Annotated in this window: 25 protein-coding genes; 15 read left to right on the plus strand and 10 right to left on the minus strand. The window is 68.8% G+C overall.

Going from position 1 to position 25156, the window contains the following annotated elements:
* Positions 1 to 2 precede the first annotated feature (2 nt).
* Entirely contained in the window at positions 3 to 1007 is a 1005-nt protein-coding gene (gene trpS, locus ACFE7F_RS03535) for a tryptophan--tRNA ligase (RefSeq protein WP_375402460.1), read from the plus strand.
* A 16-nt stretch (positions 1008 to 1023) separates the two neighbouring features.
* On the opposite strand, the gene dnaA is transcribed toward trpS, so the two are convergent.
* The 3 genes from dnaA to mutM all read right to left on the minus strand — a co-directional run bounded on the left by dnaA (position 1024) and on the right by mutM (position 4052).
* Positions 1024 to 2376, minus strand: a complete 1353-nt coding sequence (gene dnaA, locus ACFE7F_RS03540) for a chromosomal replication initiator protein DnaA (RefSeq protein WP_375402499.1) — start codon at positions 2374 to 2376, stop codon at positions 1024 to 1026.
* 502 nt (positions 2377 to 2878) lie between these two features.
* Positions 2879 to 3142, minus strand: coding sequence for a 30S ribosomal protein S20 (rpsT, locus tag ACFE7F_RS03545; protein ID WP_375402461.1), 264 nt, complete (start codon positions 3140 to 3142; stop codon positions 2879 to 2881).
* A 94-nt stretch (positions 3143 to 3236) separates the two neighbouring features.
* Positions 3237 to 4052 (minus strand): bifunctional DNA-formamidopyrimidine glycosylase/DNA-(apurinic or apyrimidinic site) lyase, encoded by an 816-nt coding sequence (mutM, locus tag ACFE7F_RS03550; RefSeq protein WP_375402462.1) that lies wholly within the window; start codon positions 4050 to 4052, stop codon positions 3237 to 3239.
* Positions 4053 to 4109: 57 nt separating this feature from the next.
* On the opposite strand from mutM, the gene ACFE7F_RS03555 reads away from it, so the two are divergent.
* Genes ACFE7F_RS03555 through ACFE7F_RS03585 form a run of 7 tightly spaced genes read left to right on the plus strand, consistent with a single transcriptional unit; the run spans position 4110 to position 10443 of the window.
* Positions 4110 to 4841, plus strand: coding sequence for a class I SAM-dependent methyltransferase (locus ACFE7F_RS03555; RefSeq protein ID WP_375402463.1), 732 nt, complete (start codon positions 4110 to 4112; stop codon positions 4839 to 4841).
* A gap of 4 nt (positions 4842 to 4845) precedes the next feature.
* Entirely contained in the window at positions 4846 to 6384 is a 1539-nt protein-coding gene (ubiB, locus tag ACFE7F_RS03560) for a 2-polyprenylphenol 6-hydroxylase (protein WP_375402464.1), read from the plus strand.
* Entirely contained in the window at positions 6381 to 7505 is a 1125-nt protein-coding gene (locus ACFE7F_RS03565; protein ID WP_375402465.1) for a hypothetical protein, read from the plus strand. The genes ubiB and ACFE7F_RS03565 overlap by 4 nt, the downstream gene beginning before the upstream one ends.
* Positions 7502 to 8818 carry a bifunctional phosphopantothenoylcysteine decarboxylase/phosphopantothenate synthase gene (locus ACFE7F_RS03570; protein ID WP_375402466.1) on the plus strand — a complete coding sequence of 439 codons (1317 nt, stop codon included), beginning with the start codon at positions 7502 to 7504 and terminating at the stop codon, positions 8816 to 8818. Before ACFE7F_RS03565 ends, ACFE7F_RS03570 begins: the two co-directional genes overlap by 4 nt.
* Before the next feature lie 46 nt (positions 8819 to 8864).
* Positions 8865 to 9302 (plus strand): dUTP diphosphatase, encoded by a 438-nt coding sequence (dut, locus tag ACFE7F_RS03575; protein ID WP_375402467.1) that lies wholly within the window; start codon positions 8865 to 8867, stop codon positions 9300 to 9302.
* On the plus strand, positions 9299 to 9685 hold the full coding sequence (locus ACFE7F_RS03580) for a hypothetical protein (RefSeq protein ID WP_375402468.1): 387 nt from the start codon (positions 9299 to 9301) through the stop codon (positions 9683 to 9685). Before dut ends, ACFE7F_RS03580 begins: the two co-directional genes overlap by 4 nt.
* Entirely contained in the window at positions 9682 to 10443 is a 762-nt protein-coding gene (locus ACFE7F_RS03585; protein WP_375402469.1) for a ThiF family adenylyltransferase, read from the plus strand. The genes ACFE7F_RS03580 and ACFE7F_RS03585 overlap by 4 nt, the downstream gene beginning before the upstream one ends.
* Here ACFE7F_RS03585 and galU read toward each other — a convergent pair.
* Entirely contained in the window at positions 10435 to 11304 is an 870-nt protein-coding gene (gene galU / locus ACFE7F_RS03590) for a UTP--glucose-1-phosphate uridylyltransferase GalU (RefSeq protein WP_375402470.1), read from the minus strand. The two genes, ACFE7F_RS03585 and galU, sit on opposite strands and share 9 nt — an antisense overlap.
* A 178-nt stretch (positions 11305 to 11482) precedes the next feature.
* Between galU and ACFE7F_RS03595 the strand changes: the two genes are divergently transcribed.
* Positions 11483 to 12055: an acyltransferase family protein gene (locus tag ACFE7F_RS03595; RefSeq protein ID WP_375402471.1), complete on the plus strand. Its 573-nt coding sequence runs from the start codon at positions 11483 to 11485 to the stop codon at positions 12053 to 12055.
* 32 nt (positions 12056 to 12087) lie between these two features.
* Positions 12088 to 12549 (plus strand): acyltransferase family protein, encoded by a 462-nt coding sequence (locus ACFE7F_RS03600; protein ID WP_375402472.1) that lies wholly within the window; start codon positions 12088 to 12090, stop codon positions 12547 to 12549.
* A gap of 82 nt (positions 12550 to 12631) precedes the next feature.
* Here the strand turns inward: ACFE7F_RS03600 and ACFE7F_RS03605 are convergent, their stop codons facing one another.
* Positions 12632 to 13537, minus strand: a complete 906-nt coding sequence (locus ACFE7F_RS03605) for an aldo/keto reductase (protein WP_375402473.1) — start codon at positions 13535 to 13537, stop codon at positions 12632 to 12634.
* Positions 13537 to 14292, minus strand: coding sequence for a hypothetical protein (locus ACFE7F_RS03610; protein WP_375402474.1), 756 nt, complete (start codon positions 14290 to 14292; stop codon positions 13537 to 13539). The genes ACFE7F_RS03605 and ACFE7F_RS03610 overlap by 1 nt, the downstream gene beginning before the upstream one ends.
* 129 nt (positions 14293 to 14421) lie before the next feature.
* On the opposite strand from ACFE7F_RS03610, the gene wecB reads away from it, so the two are divergent.
* Complete coding sequence (gene wecB / locus ACFE7F_RS03615; protein WP_375402475.1) at positions 14422 to 15540, plus strand: non-hydrolyzing UDP-N-acetylglucosamine 2-epimerase; 1119 nt, start codon at positions 14422 to 14424, stop codon at positions 15538 to 15540.
* Positions 15530 to 16825, plus strand: a complete 1296-nt coding sequence (wecC, locus tag ACFE7F_RS03620; RefSeq protein WP_375402476.1) for a UDP-N-acetyl-D-mannosamine dehydrogenase — start codon at positions 15530 to 15532, stop codon at positions 16823 to 16825. The genes wecB and wecC overlap by 11 nt, the downstream gene beginning before the upstream one ends.
* Here wecC and ACFE7F_RS03625 read toward each other — a convergent pair.
* Together ACFE7F_RS03625 and ACFE7F_RS03630 are read right to left on the minus strand one after the other, a co-directional pair.
* Positions 16814 to 17941, minus strand: coding sequence for a glycosyltransferase family 4 protein (locus ACFE7F_RS03625; protein ID WP_375402477.1), 1128 nt, complete (start codon positions 17939 to 17941; stop codon positions 16814 to 16816). The two genes, wecC and ACFE7F_RS03625, sit on opposite strands and share 12 nt — an antisense overlap.
* Positions 17938 to 19035 carry a glycosyltransferase family 4 protein gene (locus ACFE7F_RS03630; protein WP_375402478.1) on the minus strand — a complete coding sequence of 366 codons (1098 nt, stop codon included), beginning with the start codon at positions 19033 to 19035 and terminating at the stop codon, positions 17938 to 17940. The genes ACFE7F_RS03625 and ACFE7F_RS03630 overlap by 4 nt, the downstream gene beginning before the upstream one ends.
* A 94-nt stretch (positions 19036 to 19129) precedes the next feature.
* Here ACFE7F_RS03630 and ACFE7F_RS03635 point away from each other — a divergent pair, with 94 nt between their 5' ends.
* The 3 genes from ACFE7F_RS03635 (at position 19130) to ACFE7F_RS03645 (ending at position 22816) form a co-directional block, all read left to right on the plus strand.
* Positions 19130 to 20617 (plus strand): right-handed parallel beta-helix repeat-containing protein, encoded by a 1488-nt coding sequence (locus tag ACFE7F_RS03635; protein WP_375402479.1) that lies wholly within the window; start codon positions 19130 to 19132, stop codon positions 20615 to 20617.
* A gap of 47 nt (positions 20618 to 20664) precedes the next feature.
* Entirely contained in the window at positions 20665 to 21906 is a 1242-nt protein-coding gene (locus tag ACFE7F_RS03640) for a glycosyltransferase (protein ID WP_375402480.1), read from the plus strand.
* Positions 21907 to 21967: 61 nt separating this feature from the next.
* On the plus strand, positions 21968 to 22816 hold the full coding sequence (locus ACFE7F_RS03645) for a class I SAM-dependent methyltransferase (RefSeq protein ID WP_375402481.1): 849 nt from the start codon (positions 21968 to 21970) through the stop codon (positions 22814 to 22816).
* Here ACFE7F_RS03645 and ACFE7F_RS03650 read toward each other — a convergent pair.
* Entirely contained in the window at positions 22799 to 24085 is a 1287-nt protein-coding gene (locus ACFE7F_RS03650) for a hypothetical protein (protein ID WP_375402482.1), read from the minus strand. The genes ACFE7F_RS03645 and ACFE7F_RS03650 overlap by 18 nt on opposite strands.
* Positions 24082 to 25098 (minus strand): glycosyltransferase family 2 protein, encoded by a 1017-nt coding sequence (locus ACFE7F_RS03655; RefSeq protein WP_375402483.1) that lies wholly within the window; start codon positions 25096 to 25098, stop codon positions 24082 to 24084. Before ACFE7F_RS03655 ends, ACFE7F_RS03650 begins: the two co-directional genes overlap by 4 nt.
* Positions 25099 to 25156 lie beyond the last annotated feature (58 nt).

Genomic DNA, 25156 nt, shown 5'->3' on the forward strand with positions numbered 1-25156 from the left:
TCATGCGCGTAGTGTCCGGCATCCAGCCCACGGGCGATCTCCATCTCGGCAATTATCTGGGCGCGATCAGGCAGTGGGTGGCGATGCAGGACGCCATGAGGCCAAACGACGAGTGCCTGTTCTTCCTGGCCGACCTTCATGCGCTGACCGTCTCGATCGACCCGCGCGAACTGGCCGGCAATATGGTCGTGATGGCCGCCACGCTGCTCGCGGCCGGCATCGACCCGGATCGCTCCGTCTTGTTCAATCAATCGCGCGTACCCGCGCACAGCGAGCTCGGCTGGATCCTGGGCGGCACCGCGCGGATCGGCTGGCTCAACCGTATGACGCAGTGGAAGGACAAGGCGGGCAAGAATCGCGAGGGCGCGTCCGTCGGGCTGTTCACCTACCCCGTGCTTCAGGCTGCCGACGTGCTTTTGTACCAGGGAACGCATGTGCCTGTAGGGGACGACCAAAAGCAGCATCTTGAGCTCGCGCGCGACGTTGCGGCTAAGTTCAATACCGATTTCGGCATGGACGTCTTCACCCTACCCGAGCCGCTGGTCTCCCTCGCCGCGCCGCGCATCATGTCGCTGCGCGATGGCAAGGCCAAGATGTCAAAGTCCGACCCGTCCGATCAATCGCGGATAAACCTGTCCGACCACGACGACGCGATCGCGGCCAAGTTCCGCAAAGCACGCACCGATCCCGATCCGCTCCCGGACGATCCGGCGGCGTTGGAAGGACGGCCGGAGGCGCGCAACCTGGTGACGATCTACGCCGCGCTCGCAGGCAAGTCCGTCGAAGCGGTGTTAGCGTCCTTCGCTGGGCATGGCTTCGGCGCATTCAAGCCCGCTCTCGCCGATCTCGCCATCGCGCGTCTCGGGCCTATCCGCGACCGTACGGAAGCGTTGCTCGAAGACCGGAGCGCGGTCGCGCAGATGCTGTCGCGGGGTGCGGAGCGGGCACGAGCGTTAGCCGCTCCGACACTTCGGGCGGCGCAGGCGGCGGTCGGCTTGCTCCCTTAGCGCGCGGTATGCGACGTCAGCCTTCGAGCTGGCGGAGCAGGGTGCGGACCGCGCCGTCGACCTCGCGGTCCTGGTCACGAAGCGACTCGATGCGCTTGACCGCATGGATCACCGTGGAATGATCACGCCCGCCGAACTTGCGCCCGATCTCGGGCAGCGAACGCGTGGTGAGCCGCTTGGCCAGATACATCGCGATCTGCCGCGGCCGCGCCACTGCGCGCGCACGCCTGGCGGAAACGAGATCGAGCGCCTTCAGGTCGAAGTGCTGTGAGACCAACTTCTGGATCTTGTCGATCGTCACCCGCTTGGGCGCCCCCCGGAGCGTGTCGCCCAGCGTCGCGACGGCGAAATCGACATCGACCCGCTCGCCCGTCAATTGCGCGTAGGCGACGACGCGATTGAACGCGCCCTCCAGCTCGCGGATGCTCGACCCGATCCGGTCGGCGAGCAAGTCGAGCACCGACGCGGGCATCGTCACGCCCGGTAAGTCGTTTAAGCGCCGCTCCAGCACCGCGCGGCGCAGGGCGGGCTCGGGCGGCTTGATGTCGGCGATCAGCCCCATGCCCATCCGGCTGATCAGCCGCGCCTCGACGCCGTCCAGCGCTTGCGGACACCGATCGGCGGAAATGACGAGCCGCTTACCAGCCGCCATCACCTCATTGACCGTGTGGAAGAACTCCTCCTGCGTCGCGTCCTTGCCAGCAATGAACTGGAGGTCGTCGATCAGCAGCAGGTCCGCGCCGCGCAGCCGCATCTTGAAGGCGTATGTGTCGCGCGCGCGCATCGCCGACACGAAGTCGAACATGAACCGCTCGGCCGACATGCACAGCACGACTGCGCCAGGGCTATGCCGGAGATAGGCGTCGCCGATGGCGTGCATCAGATGGGTCTTGCCCAGTCCCGTGCCGCTATGGAGGAACAAGGGGCTGAAACGCGGCGCACCGGGTTCGGCGAGCGCCTGCGCGGCGTTAAAGGCTACCCGGTTCGAAGCATCCACGACGAAGCGGTCGAAGGTGAAGCGGGGATCGAGCGGCGGGCGCTCGGCCGCGACGGACGCGGAAGTTGGTGAAGGTGTTGCGACTTGGGCATTCGGGGCTGCAGGGGTGGGGAGCGGCTCGGGAGCGTTCAGGAGCGCGACCGCGACGGTCGGCGCGCGCGTTTCGATGGCGACGGCGCGGACGGCGGGGAGTTGCGAGCGGAATTCGAGCAGGAGCCTGTCGGCATAGTGACTGCGGACCCAGTTGGCCGCGAACGGGGTCGGGACCGCCAGGCGGACCGTGTCGCAGTCGTCACCTTCGACCAACTCCATCGGCTTGAGCCATTGTTCGAACAGGCGCTGCCCGGCGGATTCGCGCAGGTTGGCGCGCACGCGGGTCCAGGCCCGTGCCTGTTCGCCTTCCGCCGTCCTGGTCAGTCCATGATACACGCGTCTCTCCTCGCGGCCCGCCGCGTGGTTCGCGAGCGACCGTCAAATCAATTTGGCAAAGTCTTCCTCGCGACCGGATCGGGTTCGATCCGGCTGTGAAATCAACCAATGCTGGTCAGTCGCGCTCGGTGAACACCGTCGCTGGAAACCGGTTATGCGCCCCTGGGCCGAACGATCAACCCGCAGTCCGGTCGTTATTCTGAAATAAACCGCATTGACTCAAAGTTCGGCGCAGAAATGCGTTCGGAAATCTTATAAACCACTGTGATAGCGCGCATTTTGCACAGGCTCTCAATCACCACGCGTCAGACGCTGATGACTCGCCGGCCGCCGAATCGCGGGAAACAGCCGATTTCCACGCGTCGTTTCCGAGCTGTTCCGGGCGCACGAAAAAGCCCGCCGGAGTGTTCTCCGACGGGCCTGCCCGACCACTCGAAACCTATGTTTAAGCGAGCGCGCCGACTCGCTTGGTCAGCCGCGCGAATTTCCGGCTCGCGGTATTCTTGTGCAGCACACCCTTGGACACGCCGCGCTGCAATTCGGGCTGCGCCGCGTGGAGCGCCTCGGCGGCGGCGGTCTTGTCGCCCAACGCCAGAGCCGATTCGACCTTCTTGATGAAGGTGCGGATGCGACCGACGCGGTTGCCGTTGATCTCGGCGCGGCGGTCGTTGCGGCGGATGCGCTTCTTGGCTTGCGGCGTGTTCGCCATTGGAACCCTCGATGTGGATATTAGGTGAGCGGGAGACGCCGGCATGTACCAGGCTCCCGAAGTGCGCGCGACCTACCGAACCGAGTGGGAATGGTCAACCTCGCTGGCAGGTCGGGCACCAGAAGGTCGATCGTCCGCCCTCGGCGCGGCGCCTGACGGTCGCGCCGCACCCGCACGGCTCGCCTTCGCGGCCATAGACCCGCCACTGCTTCGAAAAATAGCCGAGCTCGCCGTCCGGCCGCGCATAGTCGCGGATCGACGAACCGCCCGCCGCGATCGCGGCCTGCAATACGGTGCGGATCGCCTCGACCAGCCGCTCAAGCCGGAACAGCGCGATCCGGCCGCCTGCACGGTTCGGCGCGATCCGCGCCATGTGCAGGGCCTCGCAGACATAGATGTTGCCGAGGCCCGCCACGATTCGCTGGTCCAGTAGCAGCGCCTTGACCGGCGCGGCGCGGCCCTCGAAACGCCGGAGCAGGTGGCCGGTCGTCAGCCCGTCCCCCAGCGGCTCGGGACCCATCACGGTGAAGGGCGGATAGTCGTGCAGATCGGCGGTCGGGTGCAGACGGACGAAGCCGAACCGACGCGGATCGTTGAGCGCGAGCGTACGCCCGCCCGCCGTCTCGATCACCAGATGGTCGTGCGCGCCCAGCTCGCCCGGATCGACGCGCCAGCGCCCCGACATGCCCAGATGGAAGATCAGCGTGTCGCCCCGGTCGGTCCCGATCAGCCCGTATTTCGCGCGTCGCCCGAGCTCGGTCACCCGCGCGCCGACCAGCCGCTGGCCGAGATCGACCGGAAACGGGAAGCGCAGGTCCGCGCGCCGGGTCACGACGCGCGCGACGCGCTTGCCCTCCAGAACCGGCGCGAGCCCGCGCACGGTGGTTTCGACTTCGGGTAGTTCGGGCACGCCCGCGAGCTAAGTCCCGTTTGCCCCGCCAACAAGGCCCGGCTAGGGCGCACCGTCATGAGCGACACCGTCTCCTTCGGCTTTGAACAGGTCACGCCGGATGAGAAGACGGCGCGGGTCGGCGGCGTATTCACCTCCGTCGCCTCCAGCTACGACCTGATGAACGACGCGATGTCGGGCGGCATGCACCGGTTGTGGAAGGATCGGCTCGTGCGCCGGGTGCAGCCGCGCGCGACCGACCGCATCCTCGACATGGCCGGCGGCACCGGCGACGTCGCGTTCCGCCTGGCCAAGTCGGGCGCGGACGTGACGGTGGCCGACATCAATCCCGCGATGCTCGATGTCGGGATCGAACGCGCGGCCAAGCGCGGCATCGAGGGGCTGACCTGGACGGAGGCGAACGCCGAGACGCTAGACTTCCCCGACCGCTCGTTCGACGCCTACACGATCGCGCTCGGTATCCGGAACGTGACCGACATCCCCGCCGCCCTCCGCGAGGCGCACCGCGTGCTTGTGCGTGGCGGCCGTTTCTTCTGCCTCGAATTCTCGACCGTCGAATGGCCCGGCTTCTCAGACCTGTACGACGCCTACTCGCACCGGGTCATACCCCGGCTCGGCAAGCTTCTCGCCAACGACGCCGACAGCTATCGCTATCTGATCGAGTCGATCCGCCGCTTCCCGGACATGCGGGCTTTCGAGCGGATGATCGCCGAAGCGAGCTTCGTCCGCACCAAGGTCGAGCCGATCATGGGCGGCCTGGTCGCGATCCATAGCGGGTGGCGGATCTGACCGTTTGACCAGCGCCGTGACCCACTCGCTCCGGCTCCTACGCTGGGGCCGCATCCTGGCGCGGCATGGCGCGTTGCTCGGGATCGAGCGCGAGCCGAACGCGCCGCCGGGCATCCGCCGCCTCGCCCGCGTCGCCCGGATCGGCGCGCGGCTGCCCGAACGGCCGCGCTACGCCGAGGCGTTCCAGATGATCGGGCCCGCCGCGATCAAGCTCGGCCAGACGCTCGCCACCCGCCCCGACCTGGTCGGCGAAGAAGCGGCGCACGACCTTCGCCGTCTTCAGGACCGACTGCCACCCGTTTCGTTTCCCGTCATCCGCGAGGTGATGGAGGCGAGCCTGCGCCGCCCGCTTTCCGATCTGTTCCAGCGCGTCGAGGAGGAGCCGATCGGCGCCGCGTCGATCGCGCAGGTCCACCGCGCCGTCACGACGGAGGGCGCGCAGGTTGCGGTCAAGGTGCTCCGCCCCGGCGTCGAGCACGATTTCAAGGAAGCGATCGAGACGTATGAATGGGCGGCCGCCCGCGTCGAGGCGGCGGGCGGCAAGGCCGCGCGGCTCCGCCCCCGCCTGACGGTCGCGACCTTCAAGCGCTGGACGCTGCGCGAACTCAACTTCCGCCGCGAGGCCGCGTCGGCCTCCGAACTGGCGGAGCAGATGACCGCCGAGCCCGATTTTGTGATCCCGAAGATCGACTGGGCGCGTTCGACCACGCGCGTGTTGACGCTGGAATGGATCGACGGGATCAAGCTGTCGGACCGACTCGCATTGCTGGCGGCGGGGTACGACCCGCCCAAGCTCGCGCGGCTGCTGGTGCGCGCGTTCCTGCGCCAGGCGATCGCGGAAGGGCATTTCCACGCCGACATGCATCAGGGCAACCTGTTCGCCATCCCGGGCGACCGGATCGCAGCAATCGATTTCGGCATCATGGGCCGCATCGACCGCCGCGCGCGCGTCTGGCTCGCCGAGATCCTCTACGGCCTGATTACCGGCAACTACCGACGTGTGGCGGAAATCCATTTCGAGGCGGGCTACGTCCCCCCGCACCACAACCTCGCCGAGTTCGCCACCGCGCTGCGCGCGGTCGGCGAGCCGATGCGCGGGCTGCCCGTCAAGGATATGTCGATGGGCGCGATGCTCGACACGCTGTTCTCGATCACCCGCGATTTCGACATGGCGACGCAGCCGCATCTGTTGCTGCTCCAGAAGACGATGGTGGTGGTCGAGGGCGTGGCGACCTCGCTCGATCCCGACATCAATATGTGGGAAGTGGCGCAGCCCTATATCGAGGACTGGGTCCGCGGCGAGCTCGGCCCCGAAGCGGTGATCGCCAACCGTCTGACCGCCGACCTCCGCACCCTCGCCAAGCTCCCCGAACTCGTTCGCCGGTTCGAGACGCGCTTCCTGCCTCCGCCCGGCGGCGCACCTCCGCCGCTCCCGCTCGCGCAGGTCGAGATCGTCGGCGCGCGCATCGGTTGGCGCTACGCCGCCGTCGCGGTCGCCGCCGCCGCGCTGGGCGTCGGGGCGACCGTGCTGCTGGCGGCATGACGCCTACGCGCATGCCGATCTGGACGGCGCGGCCGACCCGTTTCGCCGCGCTTCCCCCGGGCCGGGCGCGAGCCACGCTGGCGCTGCTCGTGCTGCTGCTGGCCGCTTGCCTGCTCGCGCTCCGCTCTCCCTCCCCGCCGCCCGTCAGCGGCGATTCGGCGAACCGCGCGGAGGATCAGGCGGACGTCGTGCTATATCAGACGATCGTCGAGCAGGTCAGGCATGGCGGCGATTACTACGCCGTCACCGCGCAGGCGCTCCGGACCGGTGACTATCCGCTCCGGCCGTTCGTGACCTTTCGCCTGCCGACGTTAGCGGCGGTACAGGCACGGCTACCCGATCTGGGATCGAAGGTGCTGCTATACGCGCTCGCGGCGGGCACGGCGATCGCCTGGTGGATGCGGCTCGTCCCCGCGTTCGGGCGCGCGCCGCCGCGCGTCGTGGCGCTGCTGCTGCTGAGCGGCGGCATGCTCGTCTTCGTTCAGGCCGAGCTGATGTGGTTTCACGAGGTCTGGGCCGGTCTGCTGATCGCGCTGTCGCTGGCGCTGCGGCGCCCGGGCCGGTGGGTGGAGGCGGTGGCGTTCGGGCTGGCGGCCACCCTGGTGCGCGAGACGGCGGCGCTTTATGTCGGCGTGATGGCGGCGGCGGCTTGGGCTGAGGGCGAACGGCGCGAGGCGACGGGCTGGGCGCTCGCGGCCGCGGTGCTCGCGGTGGTCGTGGCGGCGCACGCCTACGCTGTGGCGCAGGTGGTGCGCCCGCTAGACCCCGCCTCAGCGGGCTGGGCGGGGATGCTTGGCTTCGGCTTTTTCGTGCGGACGATGACGCTGTCGACGGCGCTCAGCCTGCCGCCGCTGTGGCTGGCCGCGCCGATGGTCGGCCTCGCGCTGTTCGGCTGGGCGGCGTGGGCGGAGCCGCTGGCGGCGCGGGCGCTGGCCACCTTCGCGGCCTACGCGGTGCTGCTCGGCGTCGCGGGGCGGGTGGATACCTTCTACTGGGGGCTGCTCGTCGCGGGGCCGCTGTTGGTCGGGCTGGCGTTCGTGCCCGACGGCCTGCGCGATCTGTCCGGTGCGGCGGCGAGCGGGCGGCGCAGGCGGATTACCGTCACTCGGCTGGTGCAGTGAAGCGCATCCTCCTCATCGTCGGCGGGGGCATCGCGGCGTACAAATCGTGCGAGCTCGTGCGGCTGCTCCGCAAGCGTGGCCATGCGGTGCGGTGCGTCCTGACGGAGGGCGCGTCGCACTTCGTCACGCCCATGACGCTAGCGGCGCTGAGCGAGGACCGGGTCTATAGCTCGCTATGGGACCTGAAGGACGAGCACGAGATGGGGCACATCCAGCTCAGCCGCGAGGCCGATCTGGTGGTGGTCGCGCCCGCCACCGCCGACCTGCTCGCGCGCATGGCGGGGGGTCAAGCGGGCGATCTGGCGACGACCGTGCTGCTGGCGACGGACAAGCCCGTGCTCGCCGCGCCGGCGATGAATTGGCGCATGTGGCTGCATCCGGCCACCGCGCGCAACGTCGCGCGGCTGCGCGCCGACGGGGTGCGCGTGATGGAGCCCGACGAAGGCGCGATGGCGTGCGGGGAATGGGGGCCGGGTCGCCTGCCCGAGCCGCCCGCGATCCTGGACGCGATCGAGGCGATGCTGACCGCTTCGGCTGCCGTCGCTCGCGCCCACTTGGCCCACCCAACTCCCGTTCGCCCTGAGCTTGTCGAAGGGTCGTCCTTCTCCTCCGCCGGTGAAAAACAAGACGACCCTTCGACAAGCTCAGGGCGAACGGAGGTGGAGGGGCCGGACCTCCCCCTCGCCGACCGCCACGCCCTCGTCACCGCCGGACCCACCCACGAACCGATCGACCCCGTCCGCTATCTCGCCAACCGGTCGTCGGGGCGGCAGGGCTTCGCGGTCGCTGGGGCGCTGGCGGCGCTGGGCGCGCGGGTGACGTTGGTGGCGGGGCCGGTCGCGCTTCCCACCCCCGCCGGGGTCGAGCGCGTCGATGTCGAGACCGCACGCGAGATGGCGGCGGCGGTCGAGGCCGCGCTCCCCGCCGACGTGGCGGTGATGGTCGCGGCGGTAGCCGACTGGCGCGTCGAGGCGGCCGCGCACAAGACCAAGAAAGGCGACGCGCCCCCGGCGCTGTCGCTCGTGGAAAATCCGGACATCCTCGCCGCGCTCGCCCGCTCCGCCCTGCGGCCGATGCTCCTGATCGGCTTCGCGGCGGAGACCGAGCGGGTCGTCGAGCATGCGGTCGCCAAGCGCGTACGCAAGGGCGCGGACTGGATCGTCGCCAACGACGTGTCGGGCGATGTGATGGGCGGCGACGCGAACGCGGTCCACCTCGTCACCGCCGACGGCGTCGAGGACTGGCCGCGAAGCCCCAAGGAGGCCGTCGCGGCGCGCCTCGCCGACCGGATCGCGGCGGCGCTGACCGCCTGAACGGGTCGGAGTCGCAACGATCGCGGCGAACGGCTATAAGCGGGTGGTGATCCGGATCGCGTTCCTCCGCCTGCCGCACGGACAGGGCCTGCCGCTCCCGGCCTACGCCACCGCCGGAGCCGCGGGCATGGACGTGGTCGCGGCCGAGGACCTGCTGCTCGAGCCCGGCGGTCGCGCAGCGGTCGCGACGGGTTTCGCCATCGCGGTGCCGGATGGGTACGAGGTACAGGTCCGGCCGCGTTCGGGGCTGGCGCTCAAGTACGGGATCACGTGCCTCAACAGTCCGGGCACGATCGACAGCGACTATCGGGGGGAGGTGAAGGTGATCCTGGCCAATCTGGGCACGGAGCCGTTCCCCGTCCGGCGCGGCGACCGGATCGCGCAGCTCGTCCCCGCCGCGGTGACGCGCGCGTCGGTCGATGAGGTCGCGGCGCTGGACGAGACGGCGCGGGGGTCGCGCGGCTTCGGGTCGACCGGCCGGTGATCGCGGCGGCACTCCTGCTCCAGGCAGTCGCCCCGCCGGCCCCCGCCCCGCCGCCGCCGCCCGAGTGGAGCATCCTGCCCGAACTGCCGGTCGCGCTGCCGCGCGGGGCGTCCGACCCCTCGGGTTATGTGCGGCGCGAGGTCGCGGCGGGACGCTGCGCGGCCGCACGGATCGCCGGCGAGTCGCGCGTCGTCGCGCCCGTCGCGGTGTTCTTCGACGCGGCCGGCGCGGTGCGGCGCGTCGTGCCGGGCGCGGTCGGCTGCCCCACCGTCGAGCAGTTCACCGCCGGATACGTTTCCACGCTCGCCCGCCGCGCCGCCGCGGGACGGGCGATCCCATCCGGCTGGTATCGGCACGTCGTCACCTATCGTTGGACGGGGTGAGCTTCACCGACGACGAGCTCGCCCGCTACGCCCGCCACATCGTCCTGCGCGAGTTCGGGGGCGGGGCGCAGGCCCGGCTGAGCGCGGCGACGGTCGCGGTGGTGGGCGCGGGCGGGATCGGGTCGCCGGCGATCCAGTACCTTGCGGGCGCGGGGGTCGGGCGATTGATCCTCATCGACGACGACCGGGTCGACGCGTCGAACCTGCACCGTCAGACGATCTACGGGACGAACGATGCGGGCGCGCTCAAGGTCGAGGCGGCGCGCGCGGCGGTGGCGCGGCTCAACCCGCATGTCGGGGTCGAATGCCGGGCGGTGCGGATCGATGCGGGGAACGCCGCCGCGCTGCTCGCTGGGGTGGGTGCGGTGATCGACGGGTCGGACGATTTCGGCACGCGCCTGGCCGTCGCGGACGCCGCGCTGGCGATGCGGATACCGCTGGTCTCGGCGGCGGTGGCGCAGTTCGAGGGGCAGCTCGCGGTCTACCGAGGGTGGGAGGCCGGCCGGCCGTGCTACCGCTGCTTCGTGGGCGGGGCACCCGCGCGGCCGGGCGGGTCGTGCGCGGAGGACGGGGTGCTCGGCCCGGCGGCGGGCGTGCTCGGCAGCCTCGCGGCGCTGGAGGCGATCCGAGCGGTCGCGCCGTTCGGGGATGATCCGGCGGGCAAGCTGGTGCTCGTCGACCTGCTCGCGCTCCGCTTTCGCACGCTGGCGCTGCCGAAGGACCCGGGCTGCCCGGCCTGCGGATCGCCGCTAGCCTAGCAGCTCGCGGGCGAAGGCGCGCACCGACGGGCCGATATCCTCGCGCGCCAGCGCCAGCGCCAGGTTTGCCTGGATGTACCCCGCCTTGTCGCCGCAGTCGTAGCGCTGCCCGTCGAAGGTGTAGCCGTGGAACGGCTGCCGCCCGATCAGCTGCGCCATCGCGTCGGTCAGCTGGATCTCCCCGCCCGCGCCCTTCACCGGGTTGTCGAGCACGGCCATCACCTCGGGCTGCAGGATGTAGCGGCCCGGGATCATCAGGTTCGACGGCGAGGTGCCGGGCGCGGGTTTCTCGACGAGCGCGGTGACCTCGGTCAGGCGTCCGTCGGTGCGGCCCGGCGAGATCACGCCGTATTTATCGGTCTCTTCGGGTGGCACCTCCAGCGCGCCGACGATGTTGCCGCCGACCGTCGCATACGCCTCGACCATCCGCGCTATGAAGTTGGGCGAGCCGACCATCAACTCGTCGGGGAGCAGCACCGCGAACGGCTCGTCGCCGACGATGTCGCGCGCGCACCAGACCGCATGGCCCAGCCCCAGCGGCTCCTGCTGGCGCACATAGACGGGCGACCCCGGACGCTGGCGGATGCCCTCGATCGCGACCATCGACTTGCCGCGCGCGCGCATCGTCGCCTCGAGCTCGTAGGAGATGTCGAAATGATCCTCGAGCGCGCCCTTGCCGCGTCCGGTCACGAAGATGATCTGCTCGATCCCCGCCTCCAGCGCCTCCTCGACGGCATACTGGATCAGCGGCTTGTCGACGACGGTCAGCATCTCCTTGGGCATCGCCTTGGTGGCGGGCAGGAAACGCGTACCGAGTCCCGCGACGGGGAAGACGGCCTTGCGGATCGGCTTAATCATCATGTCGCCCGTCCCTGTCATCGTCGGTCAGCTGTGACCGGTGATAGGACTCCACCGTTAGCGACCACGCCGCAGGTAGGCGAGGCCCAGCTTGCCTCCCCGAGAGATTTCCTAGAAGCGAGGCGGGGGACACCGGCGTTGGGAGACGCTCGTCGGGCGCGCCGGATCGCATAGGAGGCGAATGAGGTACGAAGCATCGCTGGACGGAATTCGCGCGGTCGCGGTCAGTGGCGTGGTCGCCGTGCATGTCGGCGTGCCGATCGCCGGCGGCGGAACGGGAGTCGAGGTCTTCTTCGCGCTGAGCGGCTATCTGATCACGCGCATACTCGTGGAGGAGGAAACGCGGACCGGGCGGATCGATCTCCGCCGTTTCTACTATCGGCGCGCCTTGCGGCTCCTGCCCGCGCTCGCGGCCGTGCTGCTGGCCGTTCTATTTTGGGCGCTCACGTTCGGAGGCCGGCTCGGCGAACAGCTGTTCTCGGGCGCGATGGCGTTGTTCTATCTGATGAACCTCAACCGGGCGTTCGGTTGGGGATCGGACCTACATCTCGGCCATACTTGGTCGTTATCGATGGAGGAGCAATTCTACTTTTTGTGGCCTTTCGTTTTAATGGCCCTTCGACCCAGATGGCGGCTGGCCGGTACCCTGGCCATGGTGGCTCTCGTCTGCGGTTGGCGCGCGGTGCTGCTCGGCGGGGGGCTTCGATCTACCGCGTTTACCACGGATTCGACACCCATTCGGAAGTCCTCCTGATAGGTTGCGCGGCGGCGCTGGCGGAGCCGATGTTGTCGGAGCGAGCGAAGCGGCTTGGCGGTCGCTGGCTGGCGGTCCCGGTGATCTTGCTGGCGCTCAACCTGCTGTTCATGCCTGCGGCGACCAGATGGGGCCAAGCGGTCGGCCTGCCCCTTGTAGGACTGATCACCTGCTGGCTGATCATCGCGATCCAGCATGGTGATTTTTTCCGCCGGGTATTCTCGCTTGCACCGGCCGTTTACCTCGGGCGCATCTCGTACGGCATCTACTTATGGCATTACCCGATCCTGTCGATCGCGGCCTCGCGCCAGATCCCACATGCGGGCATGATGACGCCGTTCGTGACGCTGGTCGTCGCGGCGCTCTGCTACCGATACGTCGAAACGCCGTTTTTGCGGTTCAAGGATCGTGGTCGGCCGATTGCGGCCCACAAGGCGATCAGGCCCATGGTGGGACGCGCGGCCGCGATCGAGGACAGCTCGGGCGGCCACTAACGCCAAATCCACTTTGCAGGTCACGATCGTCACGAGTCTCTCCTGACCGGCACAAACTCGGACTGGATGTAACCATCGGGCGTCACGCCCCGCCCAGCGCGCTGCGGGCGCGCGCGTCGAGGGGGTGATGGCCGGCGGCCGCGTTGGCCAGGACATGGCCCGGATCGGTGCTGCCGAACAAGCCGCTGGTGATCGCCGGATGGCCGACGACGAAGCCGATCGCGGCATCGTGCGGGGTCCGCCCGGTCGCCGCCAGAGCGCGCGCCAGCCTGGGTCCGCGCCACCAGAACCACGGATCGTTCTTGGCCTGGCGCAGCAGATACCAAAGCGAGCGGCGGTCGCGCGGCAGGAAGGTGCGCAGCGCGAACTTGCCTTGCGCCAGCACCGTCCCCGACATCACCGTCTTGCCCGCCGCTGCCAACGCCGCGATCCGCGCGCCTGTCGACGGATCACCGACATTATAGTGGAGCATCGCCACGTCCAGCGGCGATCGTTCGAACCCGTCGAACAGCGCCGGGTCGCCGCTCTCCATCCCGGACAGGCCGATCCGCCCCTGCGCCTTCAGCCGATCCAGCCATCCGAACAGCGCGTCCGTCAGATCGGACCGCGCGGGCCCATGGAGATACAGGATGTCGACCCGCTCCAACCCGAGCCGCTCCAGGCTGCCGGTGAAGCTGCGTTCCGCCAGCACCGGATCGAACCCGCGCACCACCGCGCCGTCGATCAGGTTGCTCCCGACCTTGGTCGAGACGACGAACCGGCTCGCGTCGCGGCCGCGCAGATACTCACCGAGTCGCCGCTCGCCCGTGCCGCCGCCATAGCTGGGGGCGGTATCGAAATGATTGATCCCACCCTCGCCCGCCGCCGCCAGCACTCCTTGCGCGCGGCCCTCGTCGAACCCCGGCTTGGCCCATAGCGACGAGCAGCCGAAGCCCAGCGCCGACACCGGCTTGCCGTCGGGCAGCGCGCGCCACCAGCCCGGCGTCATCAGGCGTGCCCATGCTCCAGGATCTTGCGCTCGTTCCTGACCTGCATCGCCTTCACCGCCTTCAAGACCAGGCTGGTCGGATGCGGGTCGCCGTGATGCAGCAGCAGCGTCGCGCGCACCGTGTCCGCGGCCACCGGGAAATTGGAATGGTAGGTGCGATAGCCCCAGAACAGATAGAGGTTGCCCGGCTTGAGATATTTCATCCCCGGCAGCTCGCCCTCGGGGAGCTTGCGGGTGAACCAGCGGCGATACCAGTCGCTCTGCACCACCGCCTTTTCGGCGACGTTCAGCCACGTCCATTTGCGATAGCCGCGGCGGTTGGGGAAGACGAGCAGCTCGCCCGCCTTGCGCTTGGGGCCGGGCGGGATGAGGATCGGCGCCAGCGCGGTGATGACGTATTTGTCGTAGTGGTAGATCAGCGACTTCTCGTCGCCGGTCGATCCCGCCACCACGCGCAGGCCGGTATAGATCTCGTCGTCGATTTGCGCTGTCGGGCAACCGATCCGGACCAGCTCCTCCATCAAATTGCGCATTTGCGGATCGTCGGTCAGCGCCTGCGCGGGCGTGCCCTGCTCGCGGGCCGGCCAGTTCAACGAGAAGTAACGCTTGCCCTTCTTCTCGACCAGCTCGTGGACGTGATCCTGCGCGCGTCGCACCCAAGCCGGATCGATCGCATTCTCGAGACACACGAACCCCTCCTCGTCGAGCTGGCGGGCGAGCGCCGCGGGATCGAGATTGCGGGTGAGAAGCGACATCGACACACCTTCGGAAAGAACCAATCGAACGACCGCGCGGCGTCTATCATCCCGCATCGCGGCGGACAACGGCACGGTGATAGGCGCGCGGTGACGGGTCCTTAAGCCGGGCGGCGTAGGGGGCCACGCATGGCCACCATCCTCGTCGTCTTCGGCACCCGCCCAGAGGCGATCAAGCTGTTTCCCGTAGTCCGCGCGCTCGCGGCGCAGCCGGGATTGACGGTCCGCACCTGCGTCACCGCACAGCATCGCGGGCTGCTCGACCAGGTGCTCGCCATCGCCGACCTGAAACCCGACCGCGACCTCGATCTGATGGAGCCCGGCCAGACGCTCGACCGGCTCACCGCACGGCTGCTGACCGGCTTGGGCGAGGTAATGGACGCCGAACAGCCGGACCGCGTGATCGTCCAGGGCGATACCGCGACCGCAATGGCGGGCGCGCTCGCCGCCTACTACCGGCGCACGCCCGTGTCGCATGTCGAGGCGGGGCTGCGTTCGGGCGACATCCACCATCCCTGGCCCGAGGAGGTGAACCGCCGCATCGTCGCCACGATCGCCGACCAGCATTTCGCGCCCACCGAAACCGCGGCCGACGCGCTCCGCCGCGAAAATATCGACCCCGCAACGGTCCATGTGACGGGCAACACGGTGATCGACGCGCTCCACTGGACGGAAAGCCGGATCGCCGCCGACCCGAGCCTCGCGGCCGGGCTGGACGGGATCGCCCTGCGGTTCGCGGGCAAGCGGATCGTGCTGGTCACCACCCACCGGCGCGAGAATTTCGGCGGCGGGATGGAGGCGATCGCCCGCGCGGTCGGTCGCATCGCCGATCGGCCGGATATTGCGGTGCTGTTTCCCGTCCACCCCAATCCCAACGTCGTATCCGTCATGGACGCGGTGCTGGGCGACCGGGCGAACATCGCCCGGATCGACCCGCTCGACTATCCACACTTCGTCTGCGCGCTGGGGATGTGCCACCTCGCTTTGTCCGATTCCGGCGGGGTGCAGGAGGAGGCGCCCGCGCTCGGCAAGCCGGTGCTCGTCATGCGCGAGACCACCGAGCGTCCCGAGGGCGTCGCCGCCGGCACCGCGCGCCTGGTGGGCACGGACGAGGAACGCATCGTTTCCGAAGTCTTCACGCTTCTGGACGACAACGCGGCGTACCAAGCCATGGCCCGCGCCCACAATCCCTTCGGCGACGGCCATGCGGCGGGCAGGATCGCAAAGGTAGTGGCGCATGGTCGTTGATGGTGAGCTGAACGTCGTCGTGCTCGGCCTGGGCTATATCGGGCTACCCACCGCGGCGGTGATCGCCAGGACGGGCGCGCGCGTGCTGGGCGTCGACGTGACGCAAGCCGTCGTCGACACGGTCAATTCGGGCCGCGTGCATATCGAGGAGGTCGATCTCGACGGGCTCGTATCGGGCGTCGTCGCGCGCGGGTCGCTCCGCGCCTCCACCGAGATCGCGCCCGCCGACGTGTTCGTGATCGCGGTGCCGACCCCGTTCGCGGACGACCACACACCGGACGTGTCCTACGTGCTCCAGGCTGCGCGTTCGGTCGCGACCGTGCTCAAGGTCGGCGATACGGTGATCCTCGAATCGACCTCGCCGGTCGGGACGACCGAGCAGGTCCGCGACCTCCTTGCCAAGCTCCGCCCCGACCTGCGCGTGCCCGGCCGAACCGGCGAACAGGCCGACGTGGCCATCGCCTATTGCCCGGAGCGCGTGCTGCCCGGGCGCATCCTCCACGAACTGATCGCGAACGATCGCGTGATCGGCGGCGTCACCCCGCGCTGCGCGCGCAAGGCGCTCGGCTTCTACCGCCGTTTCGTGCGCGGCGCCTGCGTCACGACAAGCGCGCGCGCGGCCGAGATGACCAAGCTGACGGAGAACGCGTTCCGCGACGTCAACATCGCCTTCGCCAACGAGCTGAGCCTCGTCGCCGACACGATGGGTGTCGATGTGTGGGAGGTGATCCGCCTCGCCAACCGCCATCCGCGCGTCGACATCCTCCAGCCCGGTCCAGGCGTGGGCGGGCACTGCATCGCGGTCGATCCCTGGTTCCTGGTCCATGCCGACCCGGCCAACACGCCGCTGATCCGCACCGCGCGGCTCGTGAACGACGCCAAGACCGATCATGTCGTGGCGCAGGCCGCCGCGCTGATCGAGGCGCGGCCGGGCGAGCCGGTCGCGTGCCTCGGCCTCGCCTTCAAGGCGAACATCGACGATTTTCGCGAAAGCCCGGCGCTGCGCGTCGCGGCCGCGCTGGCCCACCGTTTCGGCGAGCGGGTGCGCGTGGTCGAGCCCTATGCCGACCGCCTGCCGGCCGCCTTCGCCGGCTCCGGCGCGACGCTGGTCGATGTCGACACCGCGATCGAGACGTGCGGGGTCATGATCGTGCTGGTCGACCACGACATGTTCCGCTCGATCCCGCTGGAGGAGCGCGCGGACAAGCAGGTGCTCGACACGCGCGGCATCTGGCCCGACCAGCCGCGCGCCCTACTGCGTTTGGAACTCAGACTAGCGAGCTAGGAGCAGGTCCGCGAGAGTTCGGCTCTTCGCCCGTCCATCGTAATGTGATTCGGCGAAGCGCCGGCCCGCTTCACCCATGCGGATCATTTCGGCGGGGTTCTCGATCAGGCGCGTCATCGCGCGCGCCAAGTCCGCCACGTCGCGGGGGCGCACGATCAGCCCGTTCACGCCGTGCTCCACGGTGTCGCGGCAGCCGACCACGTCGGTGGTGATGACCGGCCTGCCCATCGCCGACGCCTCCTGGCTGCTTCGCGGCAGGCCCTCGCGCGCCCAGGCCGGAAGCACGAAGACGCTGCTCGCCGCAAGCTGCGCGCGCACGTCGTCGACATGGCCGGGCCACTCGATCACGCCACGCTCGACCCAGGGCAGGATATCGGCGGCGGACAACGACTCGGGGTTAGCATCGAAAGCGCCGAGCAGCACGAAACGCGCGGTCGGGTGCGACTTCCTAACTATCTCGGCGGCCGCGGCGTATTCCAGGATGCCCTTGCCGCGCAGCAGCCGGGCCATGAGCAGGAACGTCACCGGCGAGGTGACCGGCGGCGTGGCGGCGAAGGCGTCCAGATCGACGCCGATCCCGCCGATCTGTACCGCTTTGTCGGGGCACACCATGCGGTGCTCGTGGAAGAAGCCCTCATCGTCGCGGTTCAGGAACACCACGCGGTCGGTGCCCGCGAAGGCCGCGCGGAACAGGCCGCGCGCGAGCGCGGACAGGAGGCGACGCTTCGGACCGGAGCCCGCGCTGGCGTCGAACGCGAAGCCGAGCCCCTCGACCATGGCGACGCGGCGCGGAACCCGCGCGGCGCGCGCGGCGATGTTGCCGTAAACGTTGGGCTTGGCGAAGTAGGTCAGCGTCGCGTCCGGCCGTAGCCTTCGCAGCAGGACCGTCAGGCGGACGAGGTCGACCGAGTCGCGGCGCGGGCTCAGGCCCGCGCGGCTGAGCGAGATGGCGACCGGCTGGGCCCCGAGCGCGGACGTGCGCCCGCGCGATCCCTCGTCCCAGTCGGGGGCTAGCGCCAGGACGCGGCAGCCGCGACGGATCAGCTCCTCGATCAACAGCCCGCGGAAGTTCGCGACCGAGTTCGCCCCGCTCGTGATCAGCGCGACCGTCGTCACCGATCGGCCCGCATGATCGACGCGAACAGGTCGATCAGCGCATGGCCGGCGACGTCGATAGAGTATTGCTCCTCGACCCGGCGGCGTCCGGCCTGGCCCATCGCCTGCGCGCGCTCCGGGTCGGCGGCGAGCGTGCGGATCGCGTCCGCCCATTGGGCGGGCGTGTCCGCGAGCAGGCCGACCTCTGGATCGACGATGTCCGCGTTGACGCCCACGGGCGACGCGATCACCGCGCGGCCGCTCGCCATATATTGGATCAGCTTGTAGCCGCACTTGCCCCGCTCGTACGAACGGTCGGCCAGCGGCATCACGCCGACATCGATCGTCGCGAGGAGGTCCGCCTCGCCGGCCTCGGTCCAATCATGCGCCTCCTGCGGCACGGGAAGTTCGCCTAGCGCAGGCGCGCCAATCGTGACGAGCGTGACGGGCACGTTGCCGCCGATCAGCCGGAGCGCTTCGGCGACGATCGACAGGTAGCGAGCGTTCGCCGGCGTCCCGATCCAACCCAATCGCAGCCGCTCCCCCCGTTCGCGCGGGCCCGGATGGTAGCGGCCGGGATCGAGCACGGTCGGCACGGTCACGACGCGCCGCGCGCCGTGCGCGGCCATGTACCGGGCGAGATACGCGCTGCCGGGCGTCGTCGCCGCCGCTCCGCGCAGCAGCGGATCGAACTTGCGTCCGAGCGACCGCCTGACCAGGCCGCAAGGATGCCGGTCGTAGCGGTGGAAGACGGCGTCGTCCCAATCGACCACGTACGGGATCGAACGCGCGCTCAGCGCCCGCTCGAACGCGCCGGGCAGGAACGGAAATAGCTCGCGCTCGACCCAGACCAGATCCGCCTTCTCGCGCAGCAGCCCGGCCGCGCGGCGCCAATAGGCGCGGAGCGAGGCCAGTTTCGGTTTGGCTTCCTCGCCGAACAGGGTGCGCAGGTAAGCGTCATCGAAGAAGGGGAGCACCCGGACTGTCGCGCCCGCCGCCCGGAGCCGCGGCACGAACTGCCCCATCCGCAACCGGCTGCTGGGGCCGAGATCGCCGTAACGGGGCAGCAGGAGGATGGTACGGCCAGAAAGGTCGCGCCGGTGGTCGTCGGGCATAGGGGATGTGGGCTCGTGGCTGCGCGGACGCCCGCTATCACCGACCGGGTTTCGCGCCTAGTCAGTTCCCCCGTTCCGCGGCTATGCCGGGCCGATGAAACGCAGAACCGTTCTCGCAGCCGTCGCCGTCGTCCCCGCCGTCGTTTCCGCCGCTTGGGCCTTGCGCGCCGCCGCCGGCGAAGACGTAGCGGGGGAGCGGGCGTCCGTGCCGGATTTCCGCCGCGCCGGCGACCGCGACGATTCGGAGGCGTTCAGGCGAGCCGTCGCGACCGGGCGCACGGTGCATCTGCCTGCCGGAAAGGGACGCGGGCGCGGCGGACGTTACCTGATCGCCAACGGGCCGGAACATCGACTCGCGCCGGGCGTGCGGGTGGTCGGCGACGGGATCGACCGGACGATCGTGGCCAAGTCCTATGCCACGGCGGCTCCGTTCGTGCTGTTCTTCGACAGCGGGTCCGCCGATCCGGCCCGCAACGGCCGCAGCTTCTCGTTTCGCGACCTCACCTTCGAGGACGAGGTGACGGAGCAGGGTTTCTCCGAGTTCAGCTATCTGGTCATGTTGAACGGCGTCACGGACGTCCGCTTCGACCGCGTCGGCTTTCGGGGCTTTCGCGGGGACGGGCTGCATCTGGGCTCCGGGCTGGTGCTGGGCCAGGAGCGTCACAATGTGAACGTGACGGTCGCCGACTGCGTGTTCGACGGCGTGAACTCGAACAACCGCAACGCGGTCTCCGTGATCGACTGCGACGGACTGGTGATCGAGCGCAGCCGGTTCCTGAACTGCTCGCGCCCGGGCGACGGCACGATCAACAAGGGCGACCCCTTCAATCCGGCGACCGGTTTGCAGATGCCCGGACCGATCGACTTCGAACCCAACGACGACGGCTTCGCGATCATCCGGAACGTGACGATCCGCGGTAACCTTTTTCGCGGCGGGGGCGGGTTCGCGGTCTGCCTCAACTTGCGTGAAAACACCAAGGTGCGCGCGGCGCAGCGCGACTTCACGGTGACGGACAACGTGATCGAGGACCGCCATGGCGGCTGGTTGACCTACGGCTATGGCGGCGACCGCGCGATCACGTCGACACGGGGCTACGCGGCGACCTTCAGCGGCAACACCGTCCGCCGCTGCCGGACGCCTTTCGTCCTGAACGGGATGCGAGGCATCGCGCTCACCGGCAACGTCATCAGCGATTGCGATCAGCATGCCGAGATCGGCAACCTCGCCTGGAACGCGGTGGTCACGCTCTCGAAGAACCGGTTCACGCGCGTCGGGCTCCGACCGATCGGATATGCGCTGTGGGTGCGCGAGTGCGACCGGTTGACGCTCGACGGGAACGAGTTCGTGGATTGCGGGCTCGCCGACCGCCGGTTCGGCATCGCGCTCGCCTTCGTGAGCGGACGCATGACTCGGCTGACGATGAGGGATAGCCGTTTCGCCAGTCCGGCCGGGCGGATGACGCAGGCGGTAGTCGCGTTCAAGGACGCGACCATCGATGCCAAGACCGCCGTGATCGGGCCGCAGCGCATGGAGATCGCCGCACCCCCGGTCCGCGTGTCGCTTAGGGTGGCGTCCCCGTGAGTATCGAGGGTAAACGGCGCGCTTTCGCCCGAGAGTGATCGCCAGCCATGCGCGTCCTGTTCACCCACCAGAACTTCCCCGCCCAATACAAGCATCTCGCCCCCGCGCTCCACGCGCGCGGCGACGAGGTGGCGGCGCTGACCATGAATGAGCCGCCCGCCGGCTCGCCCTTCCCCGTACTTCGCAGCGCGAGCCGCCACGGCACCAGCGCCACCCACCCCTGGGCGCGAGACTTCGAAACCAAGGTGATCCGCGCCGAGGCGACGCTGCAGACCGCGGTCAAGCTGCGCGCCGAAGGTTTTCAGCCGGACGTGATCGTCGCTCATCCGGGCTGGGGCGATACGCTATTCCTGAAGCAGGTGTGGCCCGAGGCGCGGCTGGGCGTATATTGCGAGTATTTCTACCGGTCAGAGGGCGGCGACCTCGATTTCGACCCCGAGTTCGGCGGTGCGAGCGATCCGCTGGAGGCCGTATGCCGCTTCCGGCTGCGCAATCTGACGCAGCGGCTGAATCTGGAGGTAGCGACCGCCGCGATATCGCCCACCCGTTTCCAGGCGGGAACCTACCCCAAGCGGTTCCAGCATCTGATCGACGTCGTATTCGACGGGATTGACACGAGCGAAGTGCGCCCCGACGCATCGACGCGCATGCGGGTCGCCGGCGTCGAGTTGAAGGCGGGCGACGAAGTGATCACCTTCGTCGCCCGCAATCTGGAGCCGTATCGCGGATACCACATTTTCATGCGCGCGCTGCCCGAGCTGTTGCGGCGACGGCCAGGCGCGCGCGTGGTGATCGTCGGCGGCGACGGCGTCAGCTACGGTGCGGCGGCCCCGACCGGCAGCTGGCGGGAGATCTTCTTGGGCGAAGTAGCCGACCGCGTGGACCGCTCGCGCGTACACTTCCTGGGCTCGATCCCGTATCCGACCTTCCTGTCGCTGCTGCGGGTGTCGGCGCTGCACGTATACCTCACCTACCCCTTCGTGCTGTCCTGGAGCCTGATGGAGGCGATGGCCACCGGCGTGCCGATCCTCGCCAGCGACACCGCCCCCGTGCGCGAGGTCGTCGCCGACGGCGAGACGGGGGCGCTGTTTCCGTTCTTCGATCCGGCCGCGCTGGCGGACCGGGCGTGCGAGTTGCTGGCCGACGCCGACATGCGGAGACGGCTCGCCGCGAACGGGCGCGCGCTCATCGACGATCGCTACGATCTCCGACGCGTCTGCCTGCCAAGGCAGATCGCGTGGATCGACCGGCTCGCCGCCGCCGATCCCATAATTCCCGAGACGGATTGAGTTGCCGGCGGCGACGACTAAAGCCGGCTGCTTCGATCACAGTCCCACTCGGAGCATCGCCTTGAACCCAGCCCGCGCCGCGTTCGATCATGTCAGACGTCTGGTGAACGGCGACCGGCTCCGTGGCGAAGCCGGTTGGCGAGCCAACGACTCCTTCGTCCACCATGCGCCGTCGCCGCAGCAGGCCGTCGACATCTTCGCGGGCGACTGGGCGTCCAAACTGCCGATCGACGGCGTGACGAGCGGCACCGCAGGGTTGTTCGACGATGCGCGGATACGATGGTTGATCGAGCGTCTCGGCAGCGTCGAGGGATGGAGCGTGCTCGAGCTCGGTCCGCTGGAGGGCGGGCATACCGCGATGCTGGGCGAGGCCGGCGTCGCATCCGTGGTGGCGATCGAGGCGAACAAGTCGGCCTATCTTCGCTGCCTGGTCGTCAAAGCTCTCCTGAAGCTCGACCACGCGCATTTCGAGCTCGGCGATTTCGATGCGTTCCTAGCGCAGACCGATCGCCGGTTCGACCTGCTGATGGCGAGCGGGATCCTGTACCATATGGCGGACCCACTCCAGACGTTGCTCGATATGGTAAAACTGTCCGACCGGATCTTCGTGTGGAGCCATTTCGTCGACCGCGCGGCGATGCCGGTGGGCGATCGACGCTGGCGGCCGATGACCGGGGAGGTAACGAAGCGGACGATCGGCGACGACACGATGACCTATCACGTCCGCAGCTACCGCGGTTCGGAAGGCAAGAGCGAGTTCTGCGGCGGCACCATGTCGCGCTCGATCTGGCTCGACCAGGACGAGGTTCTCGACTTCTTCCGGCGGCGCGGCTTCGCCGTCGAGACCGCGTTTGCGGAGCCCGATGCGGTCGCCGGCCCCTCGATGTGCTTCCTAGCGCGCCGGAGCTGACCCGGCCTGCCCGGCCTGCGCGCCCAGCGCCAGCACGGGCAGGAAATACATCCATTGGAAGACGTACGACTCGATATAGGGGTTGGTGAACACCGCCAGGGCGACGGGGACGAAGCCCCCGAACATATACACGTCCTCTGCGCGCAGCGAGCGCGCGCTGCTTCGCCGCCCGAACTCGAGCGCGTAGACGATGAAGGTGGATAGGTAGACGAGGGTGCCGATGAAGCCGACACGCAAGAGCGTCGCCATCGGGATGACCTCGTAACGCCACGGAAACTCGGCGCTGCGGAGATAGCGGACGCCGATCCCGTGACCGACGCCCAACCCCCAGGAGTTTTGGACACCCTCCCAAAGCGCCCCGATCTGTTCGGTCCGCTCGGACCCGCCGCCGCTCGTCAATTCGTCGTAGAAGATCCAAAAGATGACGAGCAGGTCGAAACTGTCGACGAAGAAATCGACGATCAGCAACACCAGCAACGCGACGAAGCCGAGCGCGAAGGTGGGCAGCAGCGCCTTGATGCCGCTTTCCTTGCTCTCGGGATCATCGACCCTGCTTCGAAGCACCGTGCCGACCAAAAGGCCGATCGGGACCGAAAGGATCAGCGCCGAACGCCCGGAAGTTAGCGCACATACGATCAATAGGCCGGGAAGCACGACGCGCGCGATGCGGTTGCGGATGATCGTGGGTTGCGCGAACACCGCGCCCGTCAGGAAGATCAGCGAACCGTAGACGATGATGTTGGCGCCCGCGAAGCCCTCGGTGACGTTCACGTTGGCGTTCGCGTTCAGGAAGCGCACCGCCTCGACGCCGAACGCCAGGAACAGGTAGAAGAACGCCGCGACGGAGGCGATCGCGCCCCAGGTCAGCCATATCAGGATGCGCACCACCCGCTCCAGGCCGAACTGCTGGTACAGCACCGTGCCAATCATCAGCCACATGAACGGCGAGAGGATGTAGACGATGATGGTCTGGGTCGATGCGGGCCTGGGCGCGCGGTGGACAGTCCCGAGCCAGATGTAGAAGGCCGTGATCGCGACGCCCAGCAGGTAGGTGGTCATCAGCTTCTGCAGCCAATCCGATTTGCGGACGACCAGCAGCGACAGGAGGAAGCTCGTCGCAAGGAGCGCACCGTTTACGAGCTGGAAGGAGTGCGGCACCACGACGCAGACCGCGAGCGTCAGCAGGATCGCGCCTTGGGCGAACGGTGCGGCGAGGTCGGGCCGCTGCGGGATCGTCGCCGGCAGCTGGATGGAGGCGGCCCGGTTCACCGCGTCACCCCGCCGGCCGCGCGCCCGCGCGCGCCGCGCAGGGTCCGCAGCGTGGTCGGCAGGTCGCGGTACACCATACCGAACCCCCGCCAGGTGAACCACAATTCCTCGGGCGACCGTCTCAGAAGCGCGCGGACCGTGCGCGACACGGGCTCGATGAGCAGCGTCGTGCCCACGACGCCGAGGGCCGACGGTCTGGACAGGTGCTTCCAGGCATAGATCATGTTGCTGTTCATCGCATAGAAGAGGCGGTGCGCCTTGACCTTCTCCGAGGTGCCCCCCTGCTTGTGATAGGCTTCCGGCTCCACGAGATATTGGATGCCGTAACCAGCGTCGTACACGCGGCGGGACAGGTCGAGGTCCTCCAGATACACGAAATAATCGTTGTCGAAACCGCCGACGCGTTCGAACAGGTCGCGTCGGATCAGGTAGAACGCGCCCATCACGTGGTCGACCGGGCGGCTCTCCCCGTGATCCCAGTCGAGCATGAGCATGGACGGAAAGCGACGTTTGAGGAGCCGGGTCAGGCCCAGGCTGTTGCCGATGAAATTGCGCCAGGTCGGGAAGCGCGCGCAGTGGCGATGAACGTGGCCGTCCTCGTCGACGAGGCGTATGCCGGCCACGCCGACCCGGGCGTTCGCCGGATCGCGCATGAACCGCAGCGCCTGGTCGAGGGTACCGGGCCGCAGCTCCGCATCCGGATTGAAGAACAGCAGGAACGGCGCTTCCGCTTGCCTCGCCGCAAGATTGCACGCGCGACCGAAGCCGAGATTCGCGCCCGTTCGGATCAGCGTCCAGTCGAGTCCGGCCACGTCCACGTCCGCCGACCCGTCGGCCGAGCCGTTGTCGACCACCAGCGTCCGCCCGACCGCCGCGCCGCCGTGCGCCGCCACCGAGCCGAGGCAGTTCGCCAACAAGGTGCCCGAATTCCAATTGACGATGATGATGTCGACCTGGGCGCCCGGCGCGGCGTCGCCCGGCCGGTCGTCCGCGACCGCGCCCGATTGTTCCATGACGGGCCCTATGCCCGGACTCGGCGGCGCTTTCCAGACGGTTCCGACCAACCGTCGA

Origin of the sequence: uncultured Sphingomonas sp., from assembly GCF_964235535.1 — a bacterium.
In the GTDB taxonomy this organism is placed as follows: Bacteria; Pseudomonadota; Alphaproteobacteria; order Sphingomonadales; family Sphingomonadaceae; genus Sphingomonas.

Coding starts and splice junctions, on each gene's coding strand:
- trpS (WP_375402460.1), top strand. CDS start 3: ATGCGCGTAGTGTCCGGCATCCAGCCCACGGGCGATCTCCATCTCGGC.
- rpsT (WP_375402461.1), bottom strand. CDS start 3,142: ATGGCGAACACGCCGCAAGCCAAGAAGCGCATCCGCCGCAACGACCGC.
- ACFE7F_RS03555 (WP_375402463.1), top strand. CDS start 4,110: ATGAGCGACACCGTCTCCTTCGGCTTTGAACAGGTCACGCCGGATGAG.
- ACFE7F_RS03565 (WP_375402465.1), top strand. CDS start 6,381: ATGACGCCTACGCGCATGCCGATCTGGACGGCGCGGCCGACCCGTTTC.
- galU (WP_375402470.1), bottom strand. CDS start 11,304: ATGATGATTAAGCCGATCCGCAAGGCCGTCTTCCCCGTCGCGGGACTC.
- ACFE7F_RS03595 (WP_375402471.1), top strand. CDS start 11,483: ATGAGGTACGAAGCATCGCTGGACGGAATTCGCGCGGTCGCGGTCAGT.
- ACFE7F_RS03605 (WP_375402473.1), bottom strand. CDS start 13,537: ATGACGCCGGGCTGGTGGCGCGCGCTGCCCGACGGCAAGCCGGTGTCG.
- ACFE7F_RS03610 (WP_375402474.1), bottom strand. CDS start 14,292: ATGTCGCTTCTCACCCGCAATCTCGATCCCGCGGCGCTCGCCCGCCAG.
- wecB (WP_375402475.1), top strand. CDS start 14,422: ATGGCCACCATCCTCGTCGTCTTCGGCACCCGCCCAGAGGCGATCAAG.
- wecC (WP_375402476.1), top strand. CDS start 15,530: ATGGTCGTTGATGGTGAGCTGAACGTCGTCGTGCTCGGCCTGGGCTAT.
- ACFE7F_RS03630 (WP_375402478.1), bottom strand. CDS start 19,035: ATGCCCGACGACCACCGGCGCGACCTTTCTGGCCGTACCATCCTCCTG.
- ACFE7F_RS03635 (WP_375402479.1), top strand. CDS start 19,130: ATGAAACGCAGAACCGTTCTCGCAGCCGTCGCCGTCGTCCCCGCCGTC.
- ACFE7F_RS03640 (WP_375402480.1), top strand. CDS start 20,665: ATGCGCGTCCTGTTCACCCACCAGAACTTCCCCGCCCAATACAAGCAT.
- ACFE7F_RS03655 (WP_375402483.1), bottom strand. CDS start 25,098: ATGGAACAATCGGGCGCGGTCGCGGACGACCGGCCGGGCGACGCCGCG.